This is a genomic window from Duganella sp. Leaf61, assembly GCF_001421905.1.
GTDB classification, from domain to species: Bacteria; Pseudomonadota; Gammaproteobacteria; order Burkholderiales; family Burkholderiaceae_D; genus Rugamonas; species Rugamonas zoogloeoides.
This window is the reverse complement of the sequence record NZ_LMLM01000012.1, coordinates 632,915-649,087: the sequence shown is the minus strand read 5'-3', so window position 1 is coordinate 649,087 and position 16,173 is coordinate 632,915. Positions and strand designations below refer to the sequence as shown.

Annotated in this window: 17 protein-coding genes; 14 read left to right on the top strand and 3 right to left on the bottom strand. The window is 63.3% G+C overall.

Going from position 1 to position 16,173, the window contains the following annotated elements:
• Positions 1–5 precede the first annotated feature (5 nt).
• The gene (locus ASF04_RS11770) at positions 6–1,730 is read left to right on the top strand and encodes a bifunctional diguanylate cyclase/phosphodiesterase (RefSeq protein WP_056141468.1); all 1,725 of its coding nucleotides are present in this window, start codon (positions 6–8) and stop codon (positions 1,728–1,730) included.
• On the opposite strand, the gene ASF04_RS11765 is transcribed toward ASF04_RS11770, so the two are convergent.
• A complete protein-coding gene (locus ASF04_RS11765; RefSeq protein WP_056142005.1) occupies positions 1,722–2,729 on the bottom strand; it encodes an endonuclease/exonuclease/phosphatase family protein in 1,008 nt (335 codons plus the stop codon). The two genes, ASF04_RS11770 and ASF04_RS11765, sit on opposite strands and share 9 nt — an antisense overlap.
• A gap of 58 nt (positions 2,730–2,787) precedes the next feature.
• On the opposite strand from ASF04_RS11765, the gene ybaK reads away from it, so the two are divergent.
• The 7 genes from ybaK to ASF04_RS11730 all read left to right on the top strand — a co-directional run bounded on the left by ybaK (position 2,788) and on the right by ASF04_RS11730 (position 7,761).
• Entirely contained in the window at positions 2,788–3,279 is a 492-nt protein-coding gene (gene ybaK / locus ASF04_RS11760) for a Cys-tRNA(Pro) deacylase (RefSeq protein WP_056141465.1), read from the top strand.
• A gap of 54 nt (positions 3,280–3,333) precedes the next feature.
• Positions 3,334–3,960: a glycerol-3-phosphate 1-O-acyltransferase PlsY gene (gene plsY, locus ASF04_RS11755; RefSeq protein ID WP_056141463.1), complete on the top strand. Its 627-nt coding sequence runs from the start codon at positions 3,334–3,336 to the stop codon at positions 3,958–3,960.
• Between the two features lie 84 nt (positions 3,961–4,044).
• The gene (locus ASF04_RS11750; RefSeq protein ID WP_056141462.1) at positions 4,045–4,692 is read left to right on the top strand and encodes a DsbA family oxidoreductase; all 648 of its coding nucleotides are present in this window, start codon (positions 4,045–4,047) and stop codon (positions 4,690–4,692) included.
• Between the two features lie 73 nt (positions 4,693–4,765).
• Complete coding sequence (locus tag ASF04_RS11745) at positions 4,766–5,827, top strand: sensor domain-containing diguanylate cyclase (RefSeq protein WP_056141459.1); 1,062 nt, start codon at positions 4,766–4,768, stop codon at positions 5,825–5,827.
• A gap of 16 nt (positions 5,828–5,843) precedes the next feature.
• A complete protein-coding gene (locus ASF04_RS11740; protein ID WP_056141455.1) occupies positions 5,844–6,134 on the top strand; it encodes a DUF427 domain-containing protein in 291 nt (96 codons plus the stop codon).
• 39 nt (positions 6,135–6,173) lie between these two features.
• Entirely contained in the window at positions 6,174–7,412 is a 1,239-nt protein-coding gene (locus tag ASF04_RS11735; RefSeq protein ID WP_056141452.1) for a metal-dependent hydrolase, read from the top strand.
• 166 nt (positions 7,413–7,578) lie between these two features.
• Positions 7,579–7,761 (top strand): hypothetical protein, encoded by a 183-nt coding sequence (locus ASF04_RS11730; protein ID WP_056141449.1) that lies wholly within the window; start codon positions 7,579–7,581, stop codon positions 7,759–7,761.
• Positions 7,762–7,825: 64 nt separating this feature from the next.
• On the opposite strand, the gene tsaD is transcribed toward ASF04_RS11730, so the two are convergent.
• The gene (gene tsaD / locus ASF04_RS11725; RefSeq protein ID WP_056141446.1) at positions 7,826–8,866 is read right to left on the bottom strand and encodes a tRNA (adenosine(37)-N6)-threonylcarbamoyltransferase complex transferase subunit TsaD; all 1,041 of its coding nucleotides are present in this window, start codon (positions 8,864–8,866) and stop codon (positions 7,826–7,828) included.
• A 219-nt stretch (positions 8,867–9,085) separates the two neighbouring features.
• Between tsaD and ASF04_RS11720 the strand changes: the two genes are divergently transcribed.
• A complete protein-coding gene (locus ASF04_RS11720) occupies positions 9,086–9,400 on the top strand; it encodes a hypothetical protein (protein ID WP_051120403.1) in 315 nt (104 codons plus the stop codon).
• Between the two features lie 91 nt (positions 9,401–9,491).
• Here ASF04_RS11720 and ASF04_RS11715 read toward each other — a convergent pair whose 3' ends face one another.
• The gene (locus ASF04_RS11715) at positions 9,492–10,550 is read right to left on the bottom strand and encodes a 3-deoxy-7-phosphoheptulonate synthase (protein ID WP_056141438.1); all 1,059 of its coding nucleotides are present in this window, start codon (positions 10,548–10,550) and stop codon (positions 9,492–9,494) included.
• 111 nt (positions 10,551–10,661) lie between these two features.
• On the opposite strand from ASF04_RS11715, the gene ybiB reads away from it, so the two are divergent.
• From ybiB to dnaG, 5 genes are all read left to right on the top strand, one after another.
• A complete protein-coding gene (ybiB, locus tag ASF04_RS11710) occupies positions 10,662–11,645 on the top strand; it encodes a DNA-binding protein YbiB (protein WP_056141436.1) in 984 nt (327 codons plus the stop codon).
• Between the two features lie 112 nt (positions 11,646–11,757).
• The gene (locus ASF04_RS11705) at positions 11,758–12,963 is read left to right on the top strand and encodes an NAD(P)/FAD-dependent oxidoreductase (protein ID WP_056141433.1); all 1,206 of its coding nucleotides are present in this window, start codon (positions 11,758–11,760) and stop codon (positions 12,961–12,963) included.
• Positions 12,964–13,193: 230 nt separating this feature from the next.
• The gene (gene rpsU, locus ASF04_RS11700; protein WP_008451879.1) at positions 13,194–13,406 is read left to right on the top strand and encodes a 30S ribosomal protein S21; all 213 of its coding nucleotides are present in this window, start codon (positions 13,194–13,196) and stop codon (positions 13,404–13,406) included.
• A 155-nt stretch (positions 13,407–13,561) separates the two neighbouring features.
• Positions 13,562–14,011, top strand: coding sequence for a GatB/YqeY domain-containing protein (locus tag ASF04_RS11695; protein WP_056141431.1), 450 nt, complete (start codon positions 13,562–13,564; stop codon positions 14,009–14,011).
• Between the two features lie 86 nt (positions 14,012–14,097).
• Positions 14,098–15,891, top strand: coding sequence for a DNA primase (dnaG, locus tag ASF04_RS11690; protein ID WP_056141429.1), 1,794 nt, complete (start codon positions 14,098–14,100; stop codon positions 15,889–15,891).
• Positions 15,892–16,173: the final 282 nt, after the last annotated feature.

Genomic DNA, 16,173 nt, shown 5'->3' with positions numbered 1-16,173 from the left:
TACCCATGTGGCCCCACCTGGCGGTGTACCAGCACACCAGCGACGCGCTGGCCGTGATCGATGGCGAACGCTTTGTCGATGTCAATCCCGGCGCGCTGCGCATGTTCGGCTGCGCCGCACCCGCGCTCATGCTCGGCTACCGGCTGGCCGATTTTTCACCGCTGCAGCAGGTAAGCGGGGTGCCGTCGGCGCCGATTCTTACCGCGCTGGGCTGGCGCGCGCGCCAGGCGGGCAACCTGCGCTTCGACTGGCGCTGCGTGGGCCGCGACGGCCGCGAGTTCTGGGTCGATATCATGCTCACCAGCGTGGCCCATGATGGCCGGCAACTGCTGTGCGCAGTCATGCGCGAGACCACCGCGCGCTATCACGAGCAGGCGGCGATCTACCTGGCGCTGATGGCCGGGGTGGCCGCGCGCAGCCGCTTCGACGCCCGTGCCCGCCACCTGGCCGAGCACGATTTTCTGACCGGCCTGCCCAGCCGCGTGCTGCTCCGCGACCGCCTGCGCCAGGCGCTGGCGGCAGCGCGCCGCAATGGCCGCCTGGTGGCGCTGCTGTTCATCGACCTCGACCGCTTCAAGGGCATCAACGACGCGCTGGGCCACCAGGTCGGCGACCTGCTGCTGCGCGAGGCGGCGGCGCGCCTGGTGCGCTGCGTGCGCAGCGTCGATACCGTGAGTCGCCAGGGCGGCGACGAGTTCGTGGTGGTGCTGGCCGATATCGGCGCCATCGACCAGGCCGCGCACGTGGCCGCCACCATACGCCAGGCCATGGCCCGCGAGTTTCGCATCGAGGCGCACCGGCTGCACGTCAGTGCTTCGATCGGCATCGCCATTTTTCCCGCTGACGGCGACGACATCGACACCCTGCTGCAACACGCCGACCTGGCCATGTACCACGCCAAAACCAATGGCCGCGACGGCTTCGAGTTTTTCAGCCCCGACATGAACCGCCAGATCCACCAGCGCGCCGCGCTCGAAGACGAACTGCGTGAGGCGCTGGCGCAGGACCAGTTCATGCTGGCGTACGAGGCGCAAATCGATTTCGCCAGCGGCGAACCGCTGGCGGCCGAGGCACTGCTGCGCTGGCGCCACCCGGCGCGCGGCCTGCTGCTGCCCGAAGATTTCCTGGACGTGGCCGAGGGCGCCGGGCTGATGGTGCCGATCGGCGACTGGGTGCTGGCGCGGGCCAGCCGGGACGCGGCGCGCTGGCGCGATGCCGGCCAGCCGCTGGTGGTGGCAGTCAACCTGTCGCGCACGCAATTCATGCAAAAGAATCTGGCCCACAAGGTGGCTGCCACGTTGTCGGCCGCGCAATTGCCGCCGCATTTGCTGGAGCTGGAATTGACCGAAGCGGTGCTCATGCACCACGACGGCAACGCTCGTGCCACGCTGGCGGCCCTGGCCGCGCTCGGGGTGCGGCTGGCGCTGGACGACTTCGGTACCGGGTACAGCCGGGTAGGGCAGTTGCGCGACTATGCGCTGAGCAAGCTGAAGATCGATGTATCGTTTGTCAGCGGCGGCGCCGATGGCGACGTCGCGCAGGCGGCCGTGGTCACGGCCATCATTGCCATCGCCCACAGCCTGGGGCTGACGGTGCTGGCCGAGGGCGTGGAGAGCGCTGCGCAATTCGAATTTTTGCGCCGCCATGGGTGCGACCAGTACCAGGGGCGGTATGCACGCGCGAACGGGCAGCTCGCCGGCCTCGATGGTTTGCTCGACGGATCAGATTAAATGACGCTCGTTCCGGTCGAACAAGCGCATCCGCACCAGCACTTGCCCATGATCGGACGCTTCCGGCTTGTCCTGCAACAGGTGGTCGTTCAGGTAGGTCACATCGAGCACCTCGCCCACCGCGTTCGGGGACGCGGGATTGAATTCTTCCGATACCAGCACGTGGTCGATGGTGGTGTAGTGCCCCTCGTGGATGTGGGTGTAGCCGACATGGCGCAGGCGGTCGCGGCCCAGCTGGATCTGGTTGCTGTCGAACAGGCGGCCGCTCAGCTCCTCGCCCGCCACGCCGGCGCAGCCGGAACCCATCACGATGGTGGTGGTGACCGCCTCGATGGTGTCGTTGAAGTCGCCGAGGATGATGCGCGGGCGGCGGCCGTCGCGGTCCATGGCCGACAGCAGCGCGCGCAGGGCGACCGCTTCGGTGCCGCGCCGTATCAGCGAGCGCAGGTTGGCCTGGGCGTACAGCAGCGCGGAGTTGTCCATTCCTTCGCTGCTGTCGCCGTGGCGGTAGTCGGGCCGCTTGGATTTTAAATGGATCACCAGCACATCGACGATGCGCTCGTCGGGCAGCACCACCTGGGCGTGCAGCGGGGCGCGCGCGAAGCGGTCGAGATCGGGATGGCCGTCGGGCAGGGTGGCGCCGTCCGGAAACACCATGTAGGCGGTGGCGGGGCCGGCCAGCGGCAGGCGCGAGATCAGCGCCACCTGGGGCGTGAGGCGTGGTTCGCCGGTAACGGGATCGGGCGCGGGGTCGAAGCCGCACAGCGTGGCATCGCGGTAGCGGCTGCTGTGAGCGAGCACGTCGCGCAGCGCGGCCATTGAAAAAATCTCCTGCAAGCCGATCACGTCGGCGTTGAGCTGGTCGAGCTGCTGCGCCGTCCACAGCACTTTCGCCGCGTATTCGTCCGGCGTGAGGGGCGCCAGATTGTCGTACAATTTCGCCCCGGGCTGGGAAAGATTGCAAACGTTGAAAGTGGCAAAGCGGATTTCCTGCGGCATAATAAGAAACTCCCAGTCGAACTCGTTCACAAACTGACGCAAAAACAGCGTATCACGCATGGCTAAAAAAGAGCACATCTCAGAGACCCCGGCCACCCAGCTGCTGCGCAAGCACAAGGTGGTTTTTTCCGAACATCCGTACGACTACGAAGACCACGGCGGTACCAGCGTGTCGTCGCGCGCGCTCGGCGTCGATGAGCACCACGTGGTCAAGACCCTGGTCATGCAGGACGAGGCCGCCAAGCCAATGATCGTGCTCATGCATGGCGACTGCAAGGTATCGACCAAGAACCTGGCGCGCGGCATAGGCTGCAAGTCGGTCGAACCGTGCAAACCCGAGGTGGCCACGCGCCACAGCGGCTACCAGATCGGCGGTACCTCGCCGTTCGGCACCCGCAAGGCCATGCCCGTGTATGTCGAGGATAGCATCCTTGCGCTGGAAACAATTTATATCAATGGTGGCAGGAGGGGTTACCTGGTCGGCATCGTCCCCCAGGTGCTGACCCAACTGCTGCAAGCCAAGCCCGTGCACTGCGCACTGGCTGAATAAAACACGCTGGTGTATATTCCGCATCCCCCGAGGGAAGCTTAACTAGAGGAAACAATGAATACAGTTTGGATGACCGTGGCCGCCTACCTGCTCGGCTCGATCTCATTTGCGGTGATCACCAGTAAATTGTTCGGTATCGCCGACCCGCGCACCTATGGGTCGAAAAATCCCGGCGCCACCAATGTGTTACGCAGTGGTAATAAATCAGCTGCCATCGTTACCCTGATCGGCGACGGCGCCAAGGGCTGGCTGGCCGTGTGGCTGGCAATCCGCTACCAGCAGCAATTGCAGGTGGGCGACGCCACCATTGCCCTGGTAGCGATCGCGGTATTCCTCGGCCACCTGTGGCCGGTGTTCTTCCGTTTCGTCGGTGGCAAGGGCGTGGCCACCGCGCTGGGCGTGCTGCTGGGCCTTGATCCCTGGCTGGGCCTGGCCACGCTGGCGACCTGGCTGGTGATTGCATTCGCGTTCCGTTACTCGTCGCTGGCGGCGCTGGTGGCCGCCCTGTTCGCGCCGTTCTACTATGGCTTGCTGTTCGGCGTGGAGCCGCAACTGCTGGCCGTGTTTGTCATGAGCGGCTTGCTGATCTTCCGTCACACCAAAAATATCGGCAACCTGATGGCTGGCAAGGAAAGCCGTATCGGCAGCAAGAGCAAGACAGCAGCCAAAGCGGGAAAATAAGCGTCAAAATAAATGCGTGATGGCGGTTGATTCCGTCAATGAAAGCCCCATCTGTCATAAATCACGTTTTGAAAAGGTCGCGCCATGTCCAGTTCCATCAAGATCGATTTCGTTTCCGACGTCTCCTGCCCATGGTGCGCCATCGGCCTGAAATCCCTGCAACAGGCAGTCGATAACATCGGCGAGGCCGCGCAGATCGACCTGCATTTCCAGCCGTTCGAACTCAATCCCAAGATGGGACCGGAAGGCCAGGACATCGGCGAGCACCTGAGCGAAAAATACGGTTCGTCCCCCGAGCAGCAGGAACAGGCGCGCGCCATGATCCGCTCGCGTGGCGCCGAGGTGGGCTTCGATTTCGCCATGGACAAGCGCAGCCGCATCTACAACACCTTCGACGCCCACCGCCTGCTGCATTGGGCCGGCCTGGAAGGCAAGCAGACCGAACTCAAGCTGGCGCTGCTGGGCGCCTACTTTACCGACGGCGAAAACCCGAGCTCGCACGACGTGCTGGCCCGCGTGGCCGCCGGTGTGGGCCTCGACCGCGAGGGGGCGCTGGCCGTGCTGCAATCCGACCAGTTCACCGAGGAAGTGCGCGAGCGCGAACAGTTTTTCCAGCGCCACGGCATCAACTCGGTACCGGCCGTGATCATCAACGAGCAGTACCTGATTTCGGGCGGCCAGCCTGCCGCCGTGTTCGAGCGGGCGCTGCGCGAAATTATCGCCAAGGCTTGAAGCCCATACGTAGGGACCCCGGGGCACGGCTTTTGCTTTAAACTTAACGTCTATGCCGTTCCCGAGGATCCCCATGCAGTCCGCAGAACATGTCACGCCGCCCGCCACCGCCCGCCCGGTGGTCGATAATTTTCGTCTGGCTGCGCTGCATCGCTATCACATCCTCGATACCCCGGCCTGCGAGGACTTCAGTTTCCTCACCGAACTGGCAGCGCGCCTGTGCAACGTGCCGTATGCCTTCGTTTCGCTGGTCGATGCCGACCGCGTGTGGGTAAAGGCCTGCACCGGCATGCAACTGGGGCAATTGCCACGCACCGACAGTTATTGTTCGCTGGCTGTGCTTGGCGCGCCCGACCTTGAAATTCCCGACCTGCTGCTCGATGCGCGCACCGCCCATCTGCCGCTCACCGTCACCGCGCCGTTCATGCGCCGCTACAGCAGCGTGGCGCTGATGTCGTCCGATGGCTTTGCCATCGGCGCGCTGTGCGTGCTCGATACCAAGCCCGGTTGCCTGGACCGCGAACAGCGCGCCATGCTGGGCAAGCTGGCGCGCCAGGTGATGGCGCTGATTGAACTGCGCGCCAGCGAAAAGACCCTGGCCGCCACCGTGCGCGAACTGGAACAACTGGCCACCACCGACGAGCTGACCGGCCTGCACAACCGCCGCTCGCTGCTGCACCGGCTGCGCTTCGAGACCGCGCGCGCCCGGCGGTTCCGGGCGCCGGTGTCGGCGGTAATGATCGATCTCGACTACTTCAAGCGCATCAACGATGAATTCGGCCACGCGGCCGGCGACCAGGTACTGGCTGCCATCGGCCAGCTGGTGCGCGATCACGTGCGCGTGATCGACATTGCCGGACGCTACGGCGGCGAGGAGCTGTGCGTGGTGCTGCCCAACACGCCGCTCGACGGCGCGCTGCATTTTGCCGAGTCGCTGCGATTGCGCATTGCCGCACAGACGCACGAAATCGGTCCGCGCATGCTGGCAGTAACGGCCAGCCTGGGCGTGGGCACGTTCGATCATCTCGATGTGGCCGACGCCGAAAGCTTGCTGCGCCAGGCCGACGCCGCGCTGTACCGTGCCAAGCGGGGCGGGCGCAACCGCGTCGAAGGTCCCTCCACCGAGCGTCTGTGAATTTAAAGGAATCGCCATGCCCACCGCAACCCTGAACGGCGTCGTCATCGCGCAAGCGGCCGACGACGAAGTCGTGATCGTCGAAAACAACGTCTATTTCCCGCGCCACGCGGTCAATCCCGACTACCTGCAACCGAGCAACCACACCTCGCGCTGCCCGTGGAAGGGCCTGGCCAACTACTACACCGTGTCTGCCGACGGTGAAACCAGCGAGAACGCCGCCTGGTACTACCCGGCGCCGTTCGAGGCGGCAAAAGAGATCCAGGACCGCATCGCGTTCTGGCGCGGCGTGGAAGTACAACAATAAGCCCCGCATCATCCGTTCGCGCAGTCTTACCAAGGATTCATGGATAACCTTACCCACAGCATCATCGGCTTCGGCGCCGGTGAACTGATACACCGTAGTCTGCCACGTGAGGTCGAGGATCGCGCCCAGCAGGTGCGCCACCGCCTGCTGCTGGTGGCGTGCGCCCTGGCCAGCAATTTCCCCGACCTCGACCTGGTGCTCAACAACCTGCTGCCGCCACCGCTGGGCTACCTGCTGCATCACCGCGGCCATACCCACACGGCGTTGCTGGCGATTCCGCAGGCGCTGTTGCTGGCGGCGCTGATCTGGCTGTTGTGGCCGTCGGCGCGAACGTTGCTCAAGGCCAGTACCACCGCGCGCTGGGGCCTGGCGGCCAGCATTGCGCTCGGTTTCGCGCTGCACCTGGCAATGGATTTCACCAATTCGTATGGCGTGCACCCATGGTATCCGTTCGATGGCCGCTGGGTGTATGGCGACATGGTATTCATCATCGAGCCGTTGTTCTGGGTGGCGATCGGCGTGCCGATGGCGCTGATCATGCGCTGGCGCACCGCGCGCTGGCTGGCACTGGCCGGTCTGCTGGCGGCGCTGGTGATGTTCGCGGTCAAGGGTTACCTGGGCTGGATCGCGCTGGCGATACTGCTCAAGGTGGCGGTGCTGTGCGGTGCCGTGCAGACGCGCTCGGGCCGCGACAGCCGCGCCGGCGTGGCGCTGGGCCTGGCGATCGGCATCGGCTTTATCGCGGTGCAGGGCGTGGCTTCGCACCTGGGCCGGGCGCAGATCACTGCGGCCTTGCAGCAGGTCGATCCGGCGTCGAAGGTGCTGGATGTGGTGATGACGGCGTTTCCGTCGCAGCCGCTGTGCTGGGCTTACGTGAGCGTGGAGAGCAACGAGGCGGCCGGCACGTATCGCTTGCGGCGCGGGATTGCCAGCCTGGCGCCGCAGTGGGTGGCGCCGTTGTCGTGCTCGGCCGGTCTGGTCGAGCATGGCCCCTCGATGGCGCTGGCGCCCGGCGTTGCCCAGTTCGGCATGGAGCAGGACGACCTGGGACGGTTGCGCACGCTGAGCGTCGATAACTGCCGCGTCAATGCCTGGCTGCGCTTTGGCCGCGCACCGGCGTTTGACAGCGAAGGTGGCGCCTTGTCCGACTACCGCTTTGCCATGACGCCGCGCGGCAACTTCACCACCATGCCGCTGGCGTCGCCAGAACCGTGTCCGAGCGGTGTGCCGGGCTGGGGTTATCCACGCGCCGACCTGTTGCACGGTGCTGCCAAATAGGTCGGCGCGCACCACTTTGGACCTTAATGTGCCATAACGTGTGGTATCGGAACCACAATTCTGCATAGAATGGTGCGGTGGGGGCAGTAACCCCTGATTCTTCTTGGCACAACAATTGCAGTGCCCTTCAGAAAGGAAGATTATCGAACTTAACAGGGAGGACGTTATGAATGTAATCGAAGACAAACCAAAATCGCACGCCGTGCACGAGTCCGCAGCCGATGAACATCGCCTGCGCAGTGAGCGCATTGCCGCCCGTGGCGTGCAACTCGGCAAGGGCAAGGTCCGTTACCTGATCCCGCTGGTCGGCCTGGCGGTACTCGCTTCGATGGCGTTCGCCTCCGCTTGAGCGTCCGAGCAAGCCTTCATTGCTTCGTTGCAGCTTCTCGCTCTGAAGGCCCAGTCGAACGCTTTTAAACAGTTTTGATGTCGTCCAGCGGCCAGCGCGGACGCACGTTGAAGCTGTAGTCGCGCTGGGCGGCGTCAGGGTTGATCATCAACCGCATGGCGCCTGCAAAAGCGATCATGGCGCCGTTGTCGGTGCAAAACTCCAGTTCCGGGTAATACACCTTGAACTTCTTCTTGGCGGCCGCCGCGTTCAGCGACGCGCGCAACTGCGCGTTGGCGCCCACGCCGCCGGCAATTACCAGCCGTTTCAAGCCCGTGTGCTTGAGTGCCGAGATGCATTTGGCGGTCAGCACCTCCACGATTGCATCGACAAAGCCGCGCGCGATATTCGCCTTGTCCTGCTCGCAGATATTGGCAATTACCTTCTCTTCGTGGTTTTTCACCACCGTCAGCACCGCCGTTTTCAGTCCGGAAAAGCTGAAATTGAAATCCTTGGTGTGCAGCATCGGACGTGGCAGCTTGTAGGCGGACGGGTCGCCGAATTCCGCCAGCCGCGAAATGGCCGGGCCGCCCGGGTAACCAAGGCCCAGCAGCTTGGCCGACTTGTCGAACGCTTCGCCGGCGGCATCGTCGAGGGTTTCGCCCAGCAGCGTGTACTGGCCTACGCCATCGACGCGCATCAGCTGCGTATGGCCACCCGACACCAGCAGCGCAATGAACGGAAACTCCGGCGGCTGCGACGCCAGCAAGGGCGAGAGCAGGTGGCCTTCCAGGTGATGCACGCCCAGCACCGGGCGGTCCAGCGCCAGGCCCAGGCTGCACGCCACCGACGATCCGACCAGCAGCGCACCGGCCAGGCCGGGACCCTGGGTATAGGCGATGGCGTCGATATCGGCCAGCGATTTGCCGGCGCCTTCCAGGGTTTGCGTCAGCAGCGGAATGGCGCGGCGGATATGGTCGCGCGACGCCAGCTCGGGCACCACGCCGCCGTATTCCTCGTGCATGGCCACCTGCGAATACAGGGCATGCGACAGCAGGCCGTGCTCGGTATCGTAGAGCGCCAGGCCGGTTTCGTCACAGGAGGATTCAACACCGAGAACAATCATGGAAGGGCTGCAAAGGTAAGGGGAAGTCCGCCATTGTAAAGGAAAGTGCGTTGCCCGACCTTGGCCCGTTGCACCACCGGCTGCACCACCCGGGCCCGCGACCGCACTGGCGCAGGGAGAAATTTTGCCATTTGGTCAGGATTGTGCGGCGTTTTGCAGTATTTTCCTGTGGCACCGGTTTTGCTTAGTAAAAGCACGGATTGACTGCGGGAGGCGAAGATGTCGGGACAATGGAAACAGGTGTGCAAACTCAAGGACGTGCCGCTGGACGGCGCGCGCATCGTGCCGCGCGGCCTGGCGTGGCAGGAGCTGCCGGGCGTGGCGTTGTTCCGCACCGACGAGGAAAGCGTGTTCGCGGTGCTGGAAACGGCCAACGTGGAGCCGCGCCAGAGCAACGCCCGCCGCTATTCCGTCAAGATCGAGGATTTCAAGGTCTATCTCGACCTGGCCGAACTGAGCGCGCCAGCCAGCAAGGCGGAAGCGGCGCTGGCCGGCTCCTTTGGCGTCGCCACGCGCGTGATGGCGTTCGGCTGAAAACCAACGGCCTGCGACGCATGGCGCGCCGCAGGCCGATGAGCCGTCGTTGCGCAGCGGCGCCCGGCCGCGCAAGCCGGCAATTCAATGCTTACGGACGCTGCAACAACTGCTTGTGCGCATCGCGCAACATGGTTTCCGTGGTTGCCCAGTCGATGCAGCCATCGGTCACCGAGCAGCCGTACACCAGCTGGCTCAGATCGGCCGGAATCTTCTGGTTGCCGCCCACGATATTCGACTCGATCATCACGCCGACCAGCGACTTGTTGCCCTGCACGATCTGGTGGATGACATCGGCCATCACCAGCGGTTGCAGTTCCGGCTTTTTATAGCTGTTGGCGTGCGAGCAATCGACCACGAGGTTGGCCGGCAGCTTGGCCTTGGCCAGCGACTGCTCGGCAATCGCGATCGACACCGAGTCGTAGTTCGGACGGCCGTCGCCGCCACGCAGCACCACGTGGCCGTAGGCGTTGCCGCGCGTGCGCACGATCGCCACATTGCCTTGCGCGTTGATGCCGAGGAACGAGTGCGGGTGCGCCGACGACAGGATGGCGTTGATCGCAATGCTGATGTCGCCATCGGTACCGTTCTTGAAGCCGACCGGCGTGGACAGGCCCGACGACATTTCGCGGTGAGTCTGCGATTCGGTGGTACGCGCACCGATGGCGGTCCAGGCGATCAGGTCGCCCAGGTATTGCGGCGAGATCGGGTCCAGCGCTTCGGTGGCGGTGGGCAGGCCCAGTTCGCAGACGTCGAGCAGGAACTGGCGGGCTTTTTCCATGCCCTCGTTGACGCGGAACGAATCGTCCATGTCGGGGTCATTGATATAACCCTTCCAGCCGGTGGTGGTGCGCGGCTTTTCGAAATACACGCGCATGACCAGCAGCATGGTGTCGGCCACTTCCGCTTGCAGCGCTTTCAGGCGGCGCGCGTAGTCGAGGCCGGCGACCGGGTCATGGATCGAGCAGGGGCCGACTACCACGAACAGGCGTTTGTCTTCGCGGTCGATAATGTTGCGCAGGGCTTCGCGGCCCTTCATCACGGTCTCGGACGCGCTGTCGGTGAGCGGCAGCTTGCTGTGCAAGACTTCCGGCGACGGCATCGGCGCAAACGAGGTAACGTTGATATTTTCGATATCTGGGGAAATCATGGCTTTTTGCGTGAATTTTATTCGGGGGAGGTATAGTGTAGCCGAAGTAAACAATACTGACCTCGTCAGCAGGGTTTTTTCGCCACAGCCAAATTCTTCCAGTAGAAGCTTATGACGACATCCGAACCATTCCTGGCCGCCCGACTCATCAAGGAGATCGGCCGCGGCAAAAACGGCGCGCGCAGCATGTCGCGCGACGACGCCCACGATCTTTATCAGGCCATGCTCGATGGCCGCGTCTCCGACCTCGAGCTCGGCGGCATCCTGCTGTCGATGCGCATCAAGGGCGAATCGATCGAGGAAATCGCTGGCTTTCTCGACGCCGCCGAAGGCTCGTTCGAGCCGCTGACGGCGCCGCCGGGCCAGTATGCGCCGGTATGCATTCCCAGCTACAACGGCGCGCGCAAGATGGCCAATTTGACGCCGCTGCTGGCCATGCTGCTGGCGCGCGAAGGCGTGCCGGTGCTGGTGCACGGCGTGGCCACCGACCCCGGCCGCGTGACGTCGGCCGAAGTCTTTGCGGCGCTCGATATCACGCCAGCGCGCCACCGCGCCGAGGCGGAAGAAGCGATGGCCCAGGGCCACGTGGCGTTCATTACCATCGATGCGCTGGCGCCCAAGCTGGCGTACCAGCTGTCGCTGCGCCGCCGGCTGGGCGTGCGCAATTCCACCCACACGCTGGTGAAAATCATGCAGCCGTTCGTGGGGCCGGCGTTGCGGCTGGTGTCGTACACCCATCCCGAATACCTGGAAATGCTCGGTGAATATTTCACCACTTCGGCGCTGCACGAGCGCGGCGACGCGTTCCTGATGCGCGGCACCGAGGGAGAAACGGTGGCCAACGCCAACAAGGCGCAGCAGATCGACTGGTTCCACGGCGGCCTGCGCAGCACCTTGGTGCCCAAGCAGACGCAAGTGATCGAACTGCCGCTGCTGCCGGAAGAAAAAGACGCTGCCACCACGGCCGCCTGGATCACGGCAGTGTTAAAAGGCGACGTGCCGGTGCCGGCCTCGATTGCCGAGCAGGTGGCGCAATGCCTGCTGGTCTCGCGCACCTTGCAGTCGCGCCAGCGCGTGAGCGAGCCGATCGAGTAGCAAAAGGCGGGCAGGGCGGGGCACTGCTGTACAATCCCGGCCCCGGTCGTAATTGCTGCCCTGAGGCGAGCGACTTCGTCACCCTGTGGCAACTTATTGGATTGGAACTGGCATGGCAAAGTTTGATGTAGCAGTAATCGGCGCGGGCGCCGCCGGCATGATGTGCGCGGCCACGGCTGCCCAGCGCGGCAAGCGCGTGGTGCTGATCGACCACGCCAGCAAGCTGGCCGAGAAAATCCGCATCTCGGGCGGCGGCCGCTGCAACTTCACCAACATCAACACCACGCCGGCCAACTTCCTGTCCGACAATCCGCACTTCTGCAAAAGCGCGCTGTCGCGCTACACCCCGGCCGACTTCGTTGCGCTGGTGAAAAAACACCGGATCGGCTACCACGAAAAACATCGCGGCCAGCTGTTCTGCACCGAATCGGCCGAGCTGATCATCGAGATGCTCAAGGACGAGTGCGCCGCAGGCGACGTCCACTGGCGCATGCCGTGCAAGATCGCCAGCGTCGAGCACAACGATGGCGTCTATATCCTGGAAACCGACACCGGCACCATCGAGGCGGACGCGCTGGTGATCGCCACTGGCGGCCTGTCGATTCCGAAAATCGGCGCCACCGATTTCAGCTACCGCATCGCGAGCCAGTTCGGCCTGCGCATGGTGGAGCCGCGCCCGGCACTGGTGCCGCTGACGTTCGACCCGCAGGCGTGGACGCCGTTTGCCGAGCTATCCGGCATCGCGCTGGAAGTCGAAGTGGCAACCGGGTCATTGAAGGGCCGTAACCCGACCGGCGCGCGCTTCCGCGAAGATTTGCTGTTCACCCATCGCGGCCTGTCCGGCCCGGCCATCCTGCAAATTTCGAGCTACTGGATCCCGGGCACGCCGATTGTGATCGACCTGCTGCCGGGGATCGATGTGGCGGCGACGCTGATCGAAGGCAAGGGCACCATCAAGAAGCAGCTGGGCAATGTGCTGGCGCAGTGGTTGCCCACGCGCCTGGCCGAAGGCCTGCTGCTGGCGCACGGCTTTGCGCTCGACGCCCGCCTGGCCGATATGCAGGATGCCAAACTGCGCGAACTGGGCGCGGCGATCAACCAGTGGACCCTGAGCCCGAACGGCTCCGAAGGCTACCGTAAGGCCGAAGTGACGCGCGGCGGCATCGATACCCGCGACCTGTCGCAGCAGACCATGATGGCGACCAAGGTGCCGGGCCTGTATTTCATCGGCGAAGCGGTGGACGTGACCGGCTGGCTCGGTGGCTACAACTTCCAGTGGGCCTGGGCGTCTGGTGTGGCAGCAGGACAGGCAGTCTGATATACTGACCGTCTTGTTGTAACGGCGCAGGTGCAATCCAATCGCCCGGGGAGTTTCGGGAGCAGAAAGATTGCCGGAGTTTATGTGGGAGCTGACTCGGCGTCGTCTTGTTGTTTTTGCAGTCAAAGCCGTCTGCGTGGGCCGTTTCGATGGTCCATGGACTTCCATTTCCCTGCAAAAGCTGCTATAGTCTCTGTCTCCCTATAACCTCAAACGGTTTGAATTTTTACATGACCACTATTCGCCTTAAAGAAAACGAGCCGTTCGAAGTCGCAATGCGTCGCTTCAAACGCACCATCGAAAAAACCGGTCTGCTGACCGAACTGCGCGCACGCGAGTTCTACGAAAAGCCAACGGCTGAGCGCAAGCGCAAGCTGGCAGCTGCAGTCAAGCGTCACTACAAACGCATCCGCAGCCAACAGCTGCCGAAAAAACTCTTCTAAGACTGCTCAACCCAATCCGGTCGTGCGGCGTATTTTGCGCCATTGCCCCGGGTCGGATATTGCTGCATCTAGAGAATGCCCGCTCCGGTTCGCCGCAGCGGGTTTTCGTCTTTGTACGCCGCGCATTTACACTAACAATTTCATAAGGAGTCCTCATGGGCCTGAGAGAACAAATCACCGAAGACATGAAAAACGCCATGCGCGCCAAGGAAGCCGGCCGCCTGTCCACGATTCGCCTCATCCTTGCCGAAATCAAGCGCAAGGAAGTCGATGAGCGCATTGAGGTCGATGACCAGCAAACGGTCGCCATCGTGGAAAAAATGATCAAGCAGCGCAAGGACTCGATCACCCAGTTCGAAGCCGGCGGTCGCGCCGACCTGGCCGATATCGAAAAAGCCGAGCTGGTCGTGCTGGCCGCTTACATGCCGGCCGGCCTGTCGGACGAGGAAATCGCTGCCGAAGTGACCGCTGCCGTGGCCGCATCGGGCGCCGCCGGTCCGCAGGACATGGGCAAGGTCATGGCCATCGTCAAGCCGAAACTGGCTGGCCGCGCCGACATGACGGTCGTCTCCGCCCTGGTCAAGAAGGCGCTGGCGCCGGCCTGATGTGTTGGTCTGCCGTGCTTGATCGGCGTCAAAGCCGGATCAGCACGGCGGTATAGTCTGAATAATTACCCTGGCACCCCAGTCCTGTGATCCCTCAATCATTCATTGCCGATTTGCTCAACCGCGTCGATATCGTCGACGTCGTCGGACGTTATGTGCAGCTCAAGAAGGGCGGCGCCAATTTCATGGGCCTGTGCCCATTCCATAACGAAAAATCCCCCAGTTTTACCGTCAGTCCTACCAAGCAGTTTTATCACTGCTTCGGCTGCGGCGCCCATGGCACCTCGATCGGCTTCCTGATGGAATACTCGGGCATGGGCTTTGTCGATGCCGTCAAGGACCTGGCGCAAAACGTCGGCATGGTCGTCCCCGAGCAGGACGACAAGATTCCTCCCGCGCAGCGCGCGCAAATGCAGGCCCAGAGCCTGGCCCTGTCCGACGCCATGACCCAGGCCTGCGACTTTTACCGCGCCCAGCTGCGCACCGCGCCGGACGCCATCGCCTACCTGAAGGGACGCGGCCTGACCGGAGAGATCGCCGCGCGGTTCGGCCTCGGCTACGCGCCGCCGGGCTGGGACAATTTAAAAGCCATCTTCCGCGACTACGACGTGGTGGCGCTGGCCGAAGCCGGCCTGGTAATCGACCGCGTGGACGAGGACGGCGGCAACAAGAAGCGCTACGACCGCTTCCGCGAACGCGTGATGTTCCCCATCAAGAATACCAAGGGCCAGGTGATCGCCTTTGGCGGCCGGGTGCTCGATGGCGGTGAGCCGAAGTACTTGAATTCTCCCGAAACGCCATTATTTTCTAAGGGCTTCGAGCTGTACGGCCTGTTCGAGGCGCGCCAGGCGATCCGCGATGCGGGCTATGTGCTGGTGACGGAAGGCTATATGGACGTGGTGGCGCTGGCGCAGATGGGTTTCCCGCAAGCAGTAGCAACCCTGGGCACCGCCTGCACCCCGCACCACGTGCAGAAACTGATGCGCCAGACCGATACGGTGATCTTCAGCTTCGATGGCGACAAGGCCGGCCGCCGCGCCGCCCGCCGCGCGCTGGAAGCGTGCCTGCCGCACGTGGCGGACAACAAGACCATCAAGTTCCTGTTCCTGCCCACCGAGCACGACCCGGACAGCTATGTGCGCACCTACGGCAACGAAGCATTCGAGCAAGAGATCCACGAGGCGATGCCGCTGTCGCAATTCCTGATCAAGGAAGTGGTTGGTGAGCATGATTTGCAAAGCCCCGAGGGCAGGGCGCGCGTGCAGTTCGACGCCAAGCCCTTGTTGCAATCGATGACGCCGACCGCGCTGCGCCTGCAAATCGTGCGCGGCCTGGCGCAATTGACGCAAACCACGCCGCACGAGATCGAATCGTTGTTCGAGCTGGCCAAGCCGGTAGCGCTGTCGCGCAAGGCGCCCAGCCGCAGCGGCCGGCCGGCGCCGGTGGGGCTGGAATTGCAGATCGTGCGCCTGCTGGTGGCCCATCCGCCGCTGGCGCTCGATATCGACGAAGCGGCCCTGGCGGCGTTCCAGTTCTTCGGCGACGACGCTGCCGAGCGGCTGGCGCAACTGGTAGCTGGCGCCCAGGCGCTGGGCCCCAACGGCGGCTTTGCCGCGTTCGCCCAGCATTTGAAGTCGCTGGGCGATGAATACGACGAGATCATCAGCGAAATCGCCCAGGGGGCGGAGTCCGATGTCGATGCAGACCGCATGTTCCTGCGCAGCGCCGTGCGCCAGATCAAGGAAGATGCGCTGAAACAGGAGCTGATGCAACTGTCGGCGGCGGGTCTCACACCGGAGAGCATTGCACGCTTTCGCGAGATCACCGCGCAGCAAGCTCAGCTGGAAAGAGAGAAGCAAGCGGAGTTTGCAAACCGCTAATATTGTGGCAGTGTGGAGGCGTCTTGATCGCCGTCATGTTTTTGCAGGTTTACAGAGGAGCGGCAAGGGTGCTTCCCTCTGGATATTGAAAAGTGACGTGCTATAATAAAACGCTAAGTGTTGTATGTTTTGGCATCGTTTTTCCGTTCAGAGTGTGTTTGTTTTCAGTGAGTTAGGTTCTTGATCGACAGGCAGGGAATCCAGGCGGGGTACTGGACAAACAAATAATGCGAAGGTGAACCTTCGCTTATGTTTGTTGTCTAACCCAGTCATCGTTTCTTG

What these genes read in the sequence shown, in the direction of transcription:
- ASF04_RS11770 (WP_056141468.1), top strand. Translation starts at nt 6, where the DNA reads ATGTGGCCCCACCTGGCGGTGTACCAGCACACCAGCGACGCGCTGGCC.
- ASF04_RS11765 (WP_056142005.1), bottom strand. Translation starts at nt 2,729, where the DNA reads ATGCCGCAGGAAATCCGCTTTGCCACTTTCAACGTTTGCAATCTTTCC.
- ybaK (WP_056141465.1), top strand. Translation starts at nt 2,788, where the DNA reads ATGGCTAAAAAAGAGCACATCTCAGAGACCCCGGCCACCCAGCTGCTG.
- plsY (WP_056141463.1), top strand. Translation starts at nt 3,334, where the DNA reads ATGAATACAGTTTGGATGACCGTGGCCGCCTACCTGCTCGGCTCGATC.
- ASF04_RS11750 (WP_056141462.1), top strand. Translation starts at nt 4,045, where the DNA reads ATGTCCAGTTCCATCAAGATCGATTTCGTTTCCGACGTCTCCTGCCCA.
- ASF04_RS11745 (WP_056141459.1), top strand. Translation starts at nt 4,766, where the DNA reads ATGCAGTCCGCAGAACATGTCACGCCGCCCGCCACCGCCCGCCCGGTG.
- ASF04_RS11740 (WP_056141455.1), top strand. Translation starts at nt 5,844, where the DNA reads ATGCCCACCGCAACCCTGAACGGCGTCGTCATCGCGCAAGCGGCCGAC.
- ASF04_RS11735 (WP_056141452.1), top strand. Translation starts at nt 6,174, where the DNA reads ATGGATAACCTTACCCACAGCATCATCGGCTTCGGCGCCGGTGAACTG.
- ASF04_RS11730 (WP_056141449.1), top strand. Translation starts at nt 7,579, where the DNA reads ATGAATGTAATCGAAGACAAACCAAAATCGCACGCCGTGCACGAGTCC.
- tsaD (WP_056141446.1), bottom strand. Translation starts at nt 8,866, where the DNA reads ATGATTGTTCTCGGTGTTGAATCCTCCTGTGACGAAACCGGCCTGGCG.
- ASF04_RS11720 (WP_051120403.1), top strand. Translation starts at nt 9,086, where the DNA reads ATGTCGGGACAATGGAAACAGGTGTGCAAACTCAAGGACGTGCCGCTG.
- ASF04_RS11715 (WP_056141438.1), bottom strand. Translation starts at nt 10,550, where the DNA reads ATGATTTCCCCAGATATCGAAAATATCAACGTTACCTCGTTTGCGCCG.
- ybiB (WP_056141436.1), top strand. Translation starts at nt 10,662, where the DNA reads ATGACGACATCCGAACCATTCCTGGCCGCCCGACTCATCAAGGAGATC.
- ASF04_RS11705 (WP_056141433.1), top strand. Translation starts at nt 11,758, where the DNA reads ATGGCAAAGTTTGATGTAGCAGTAATCGGCGCGGGCGCCGCCGGCATG.
- rpsU (WP_008451879.1), top strand. Translation starts at nt 13,194, where the DNA reads ATGACCACTATTCGCCTTAAAGAAAACGAGCCGTTCGAAGTCGCAATG.
- ASF04_RS11695 (WP_056141431.1), top strand. Translation starts at nt 13,562, where the DNA reads ATGGGCCTGAGAGAACAAATCACCGAAGACATGAAAAACGCCATGCGC.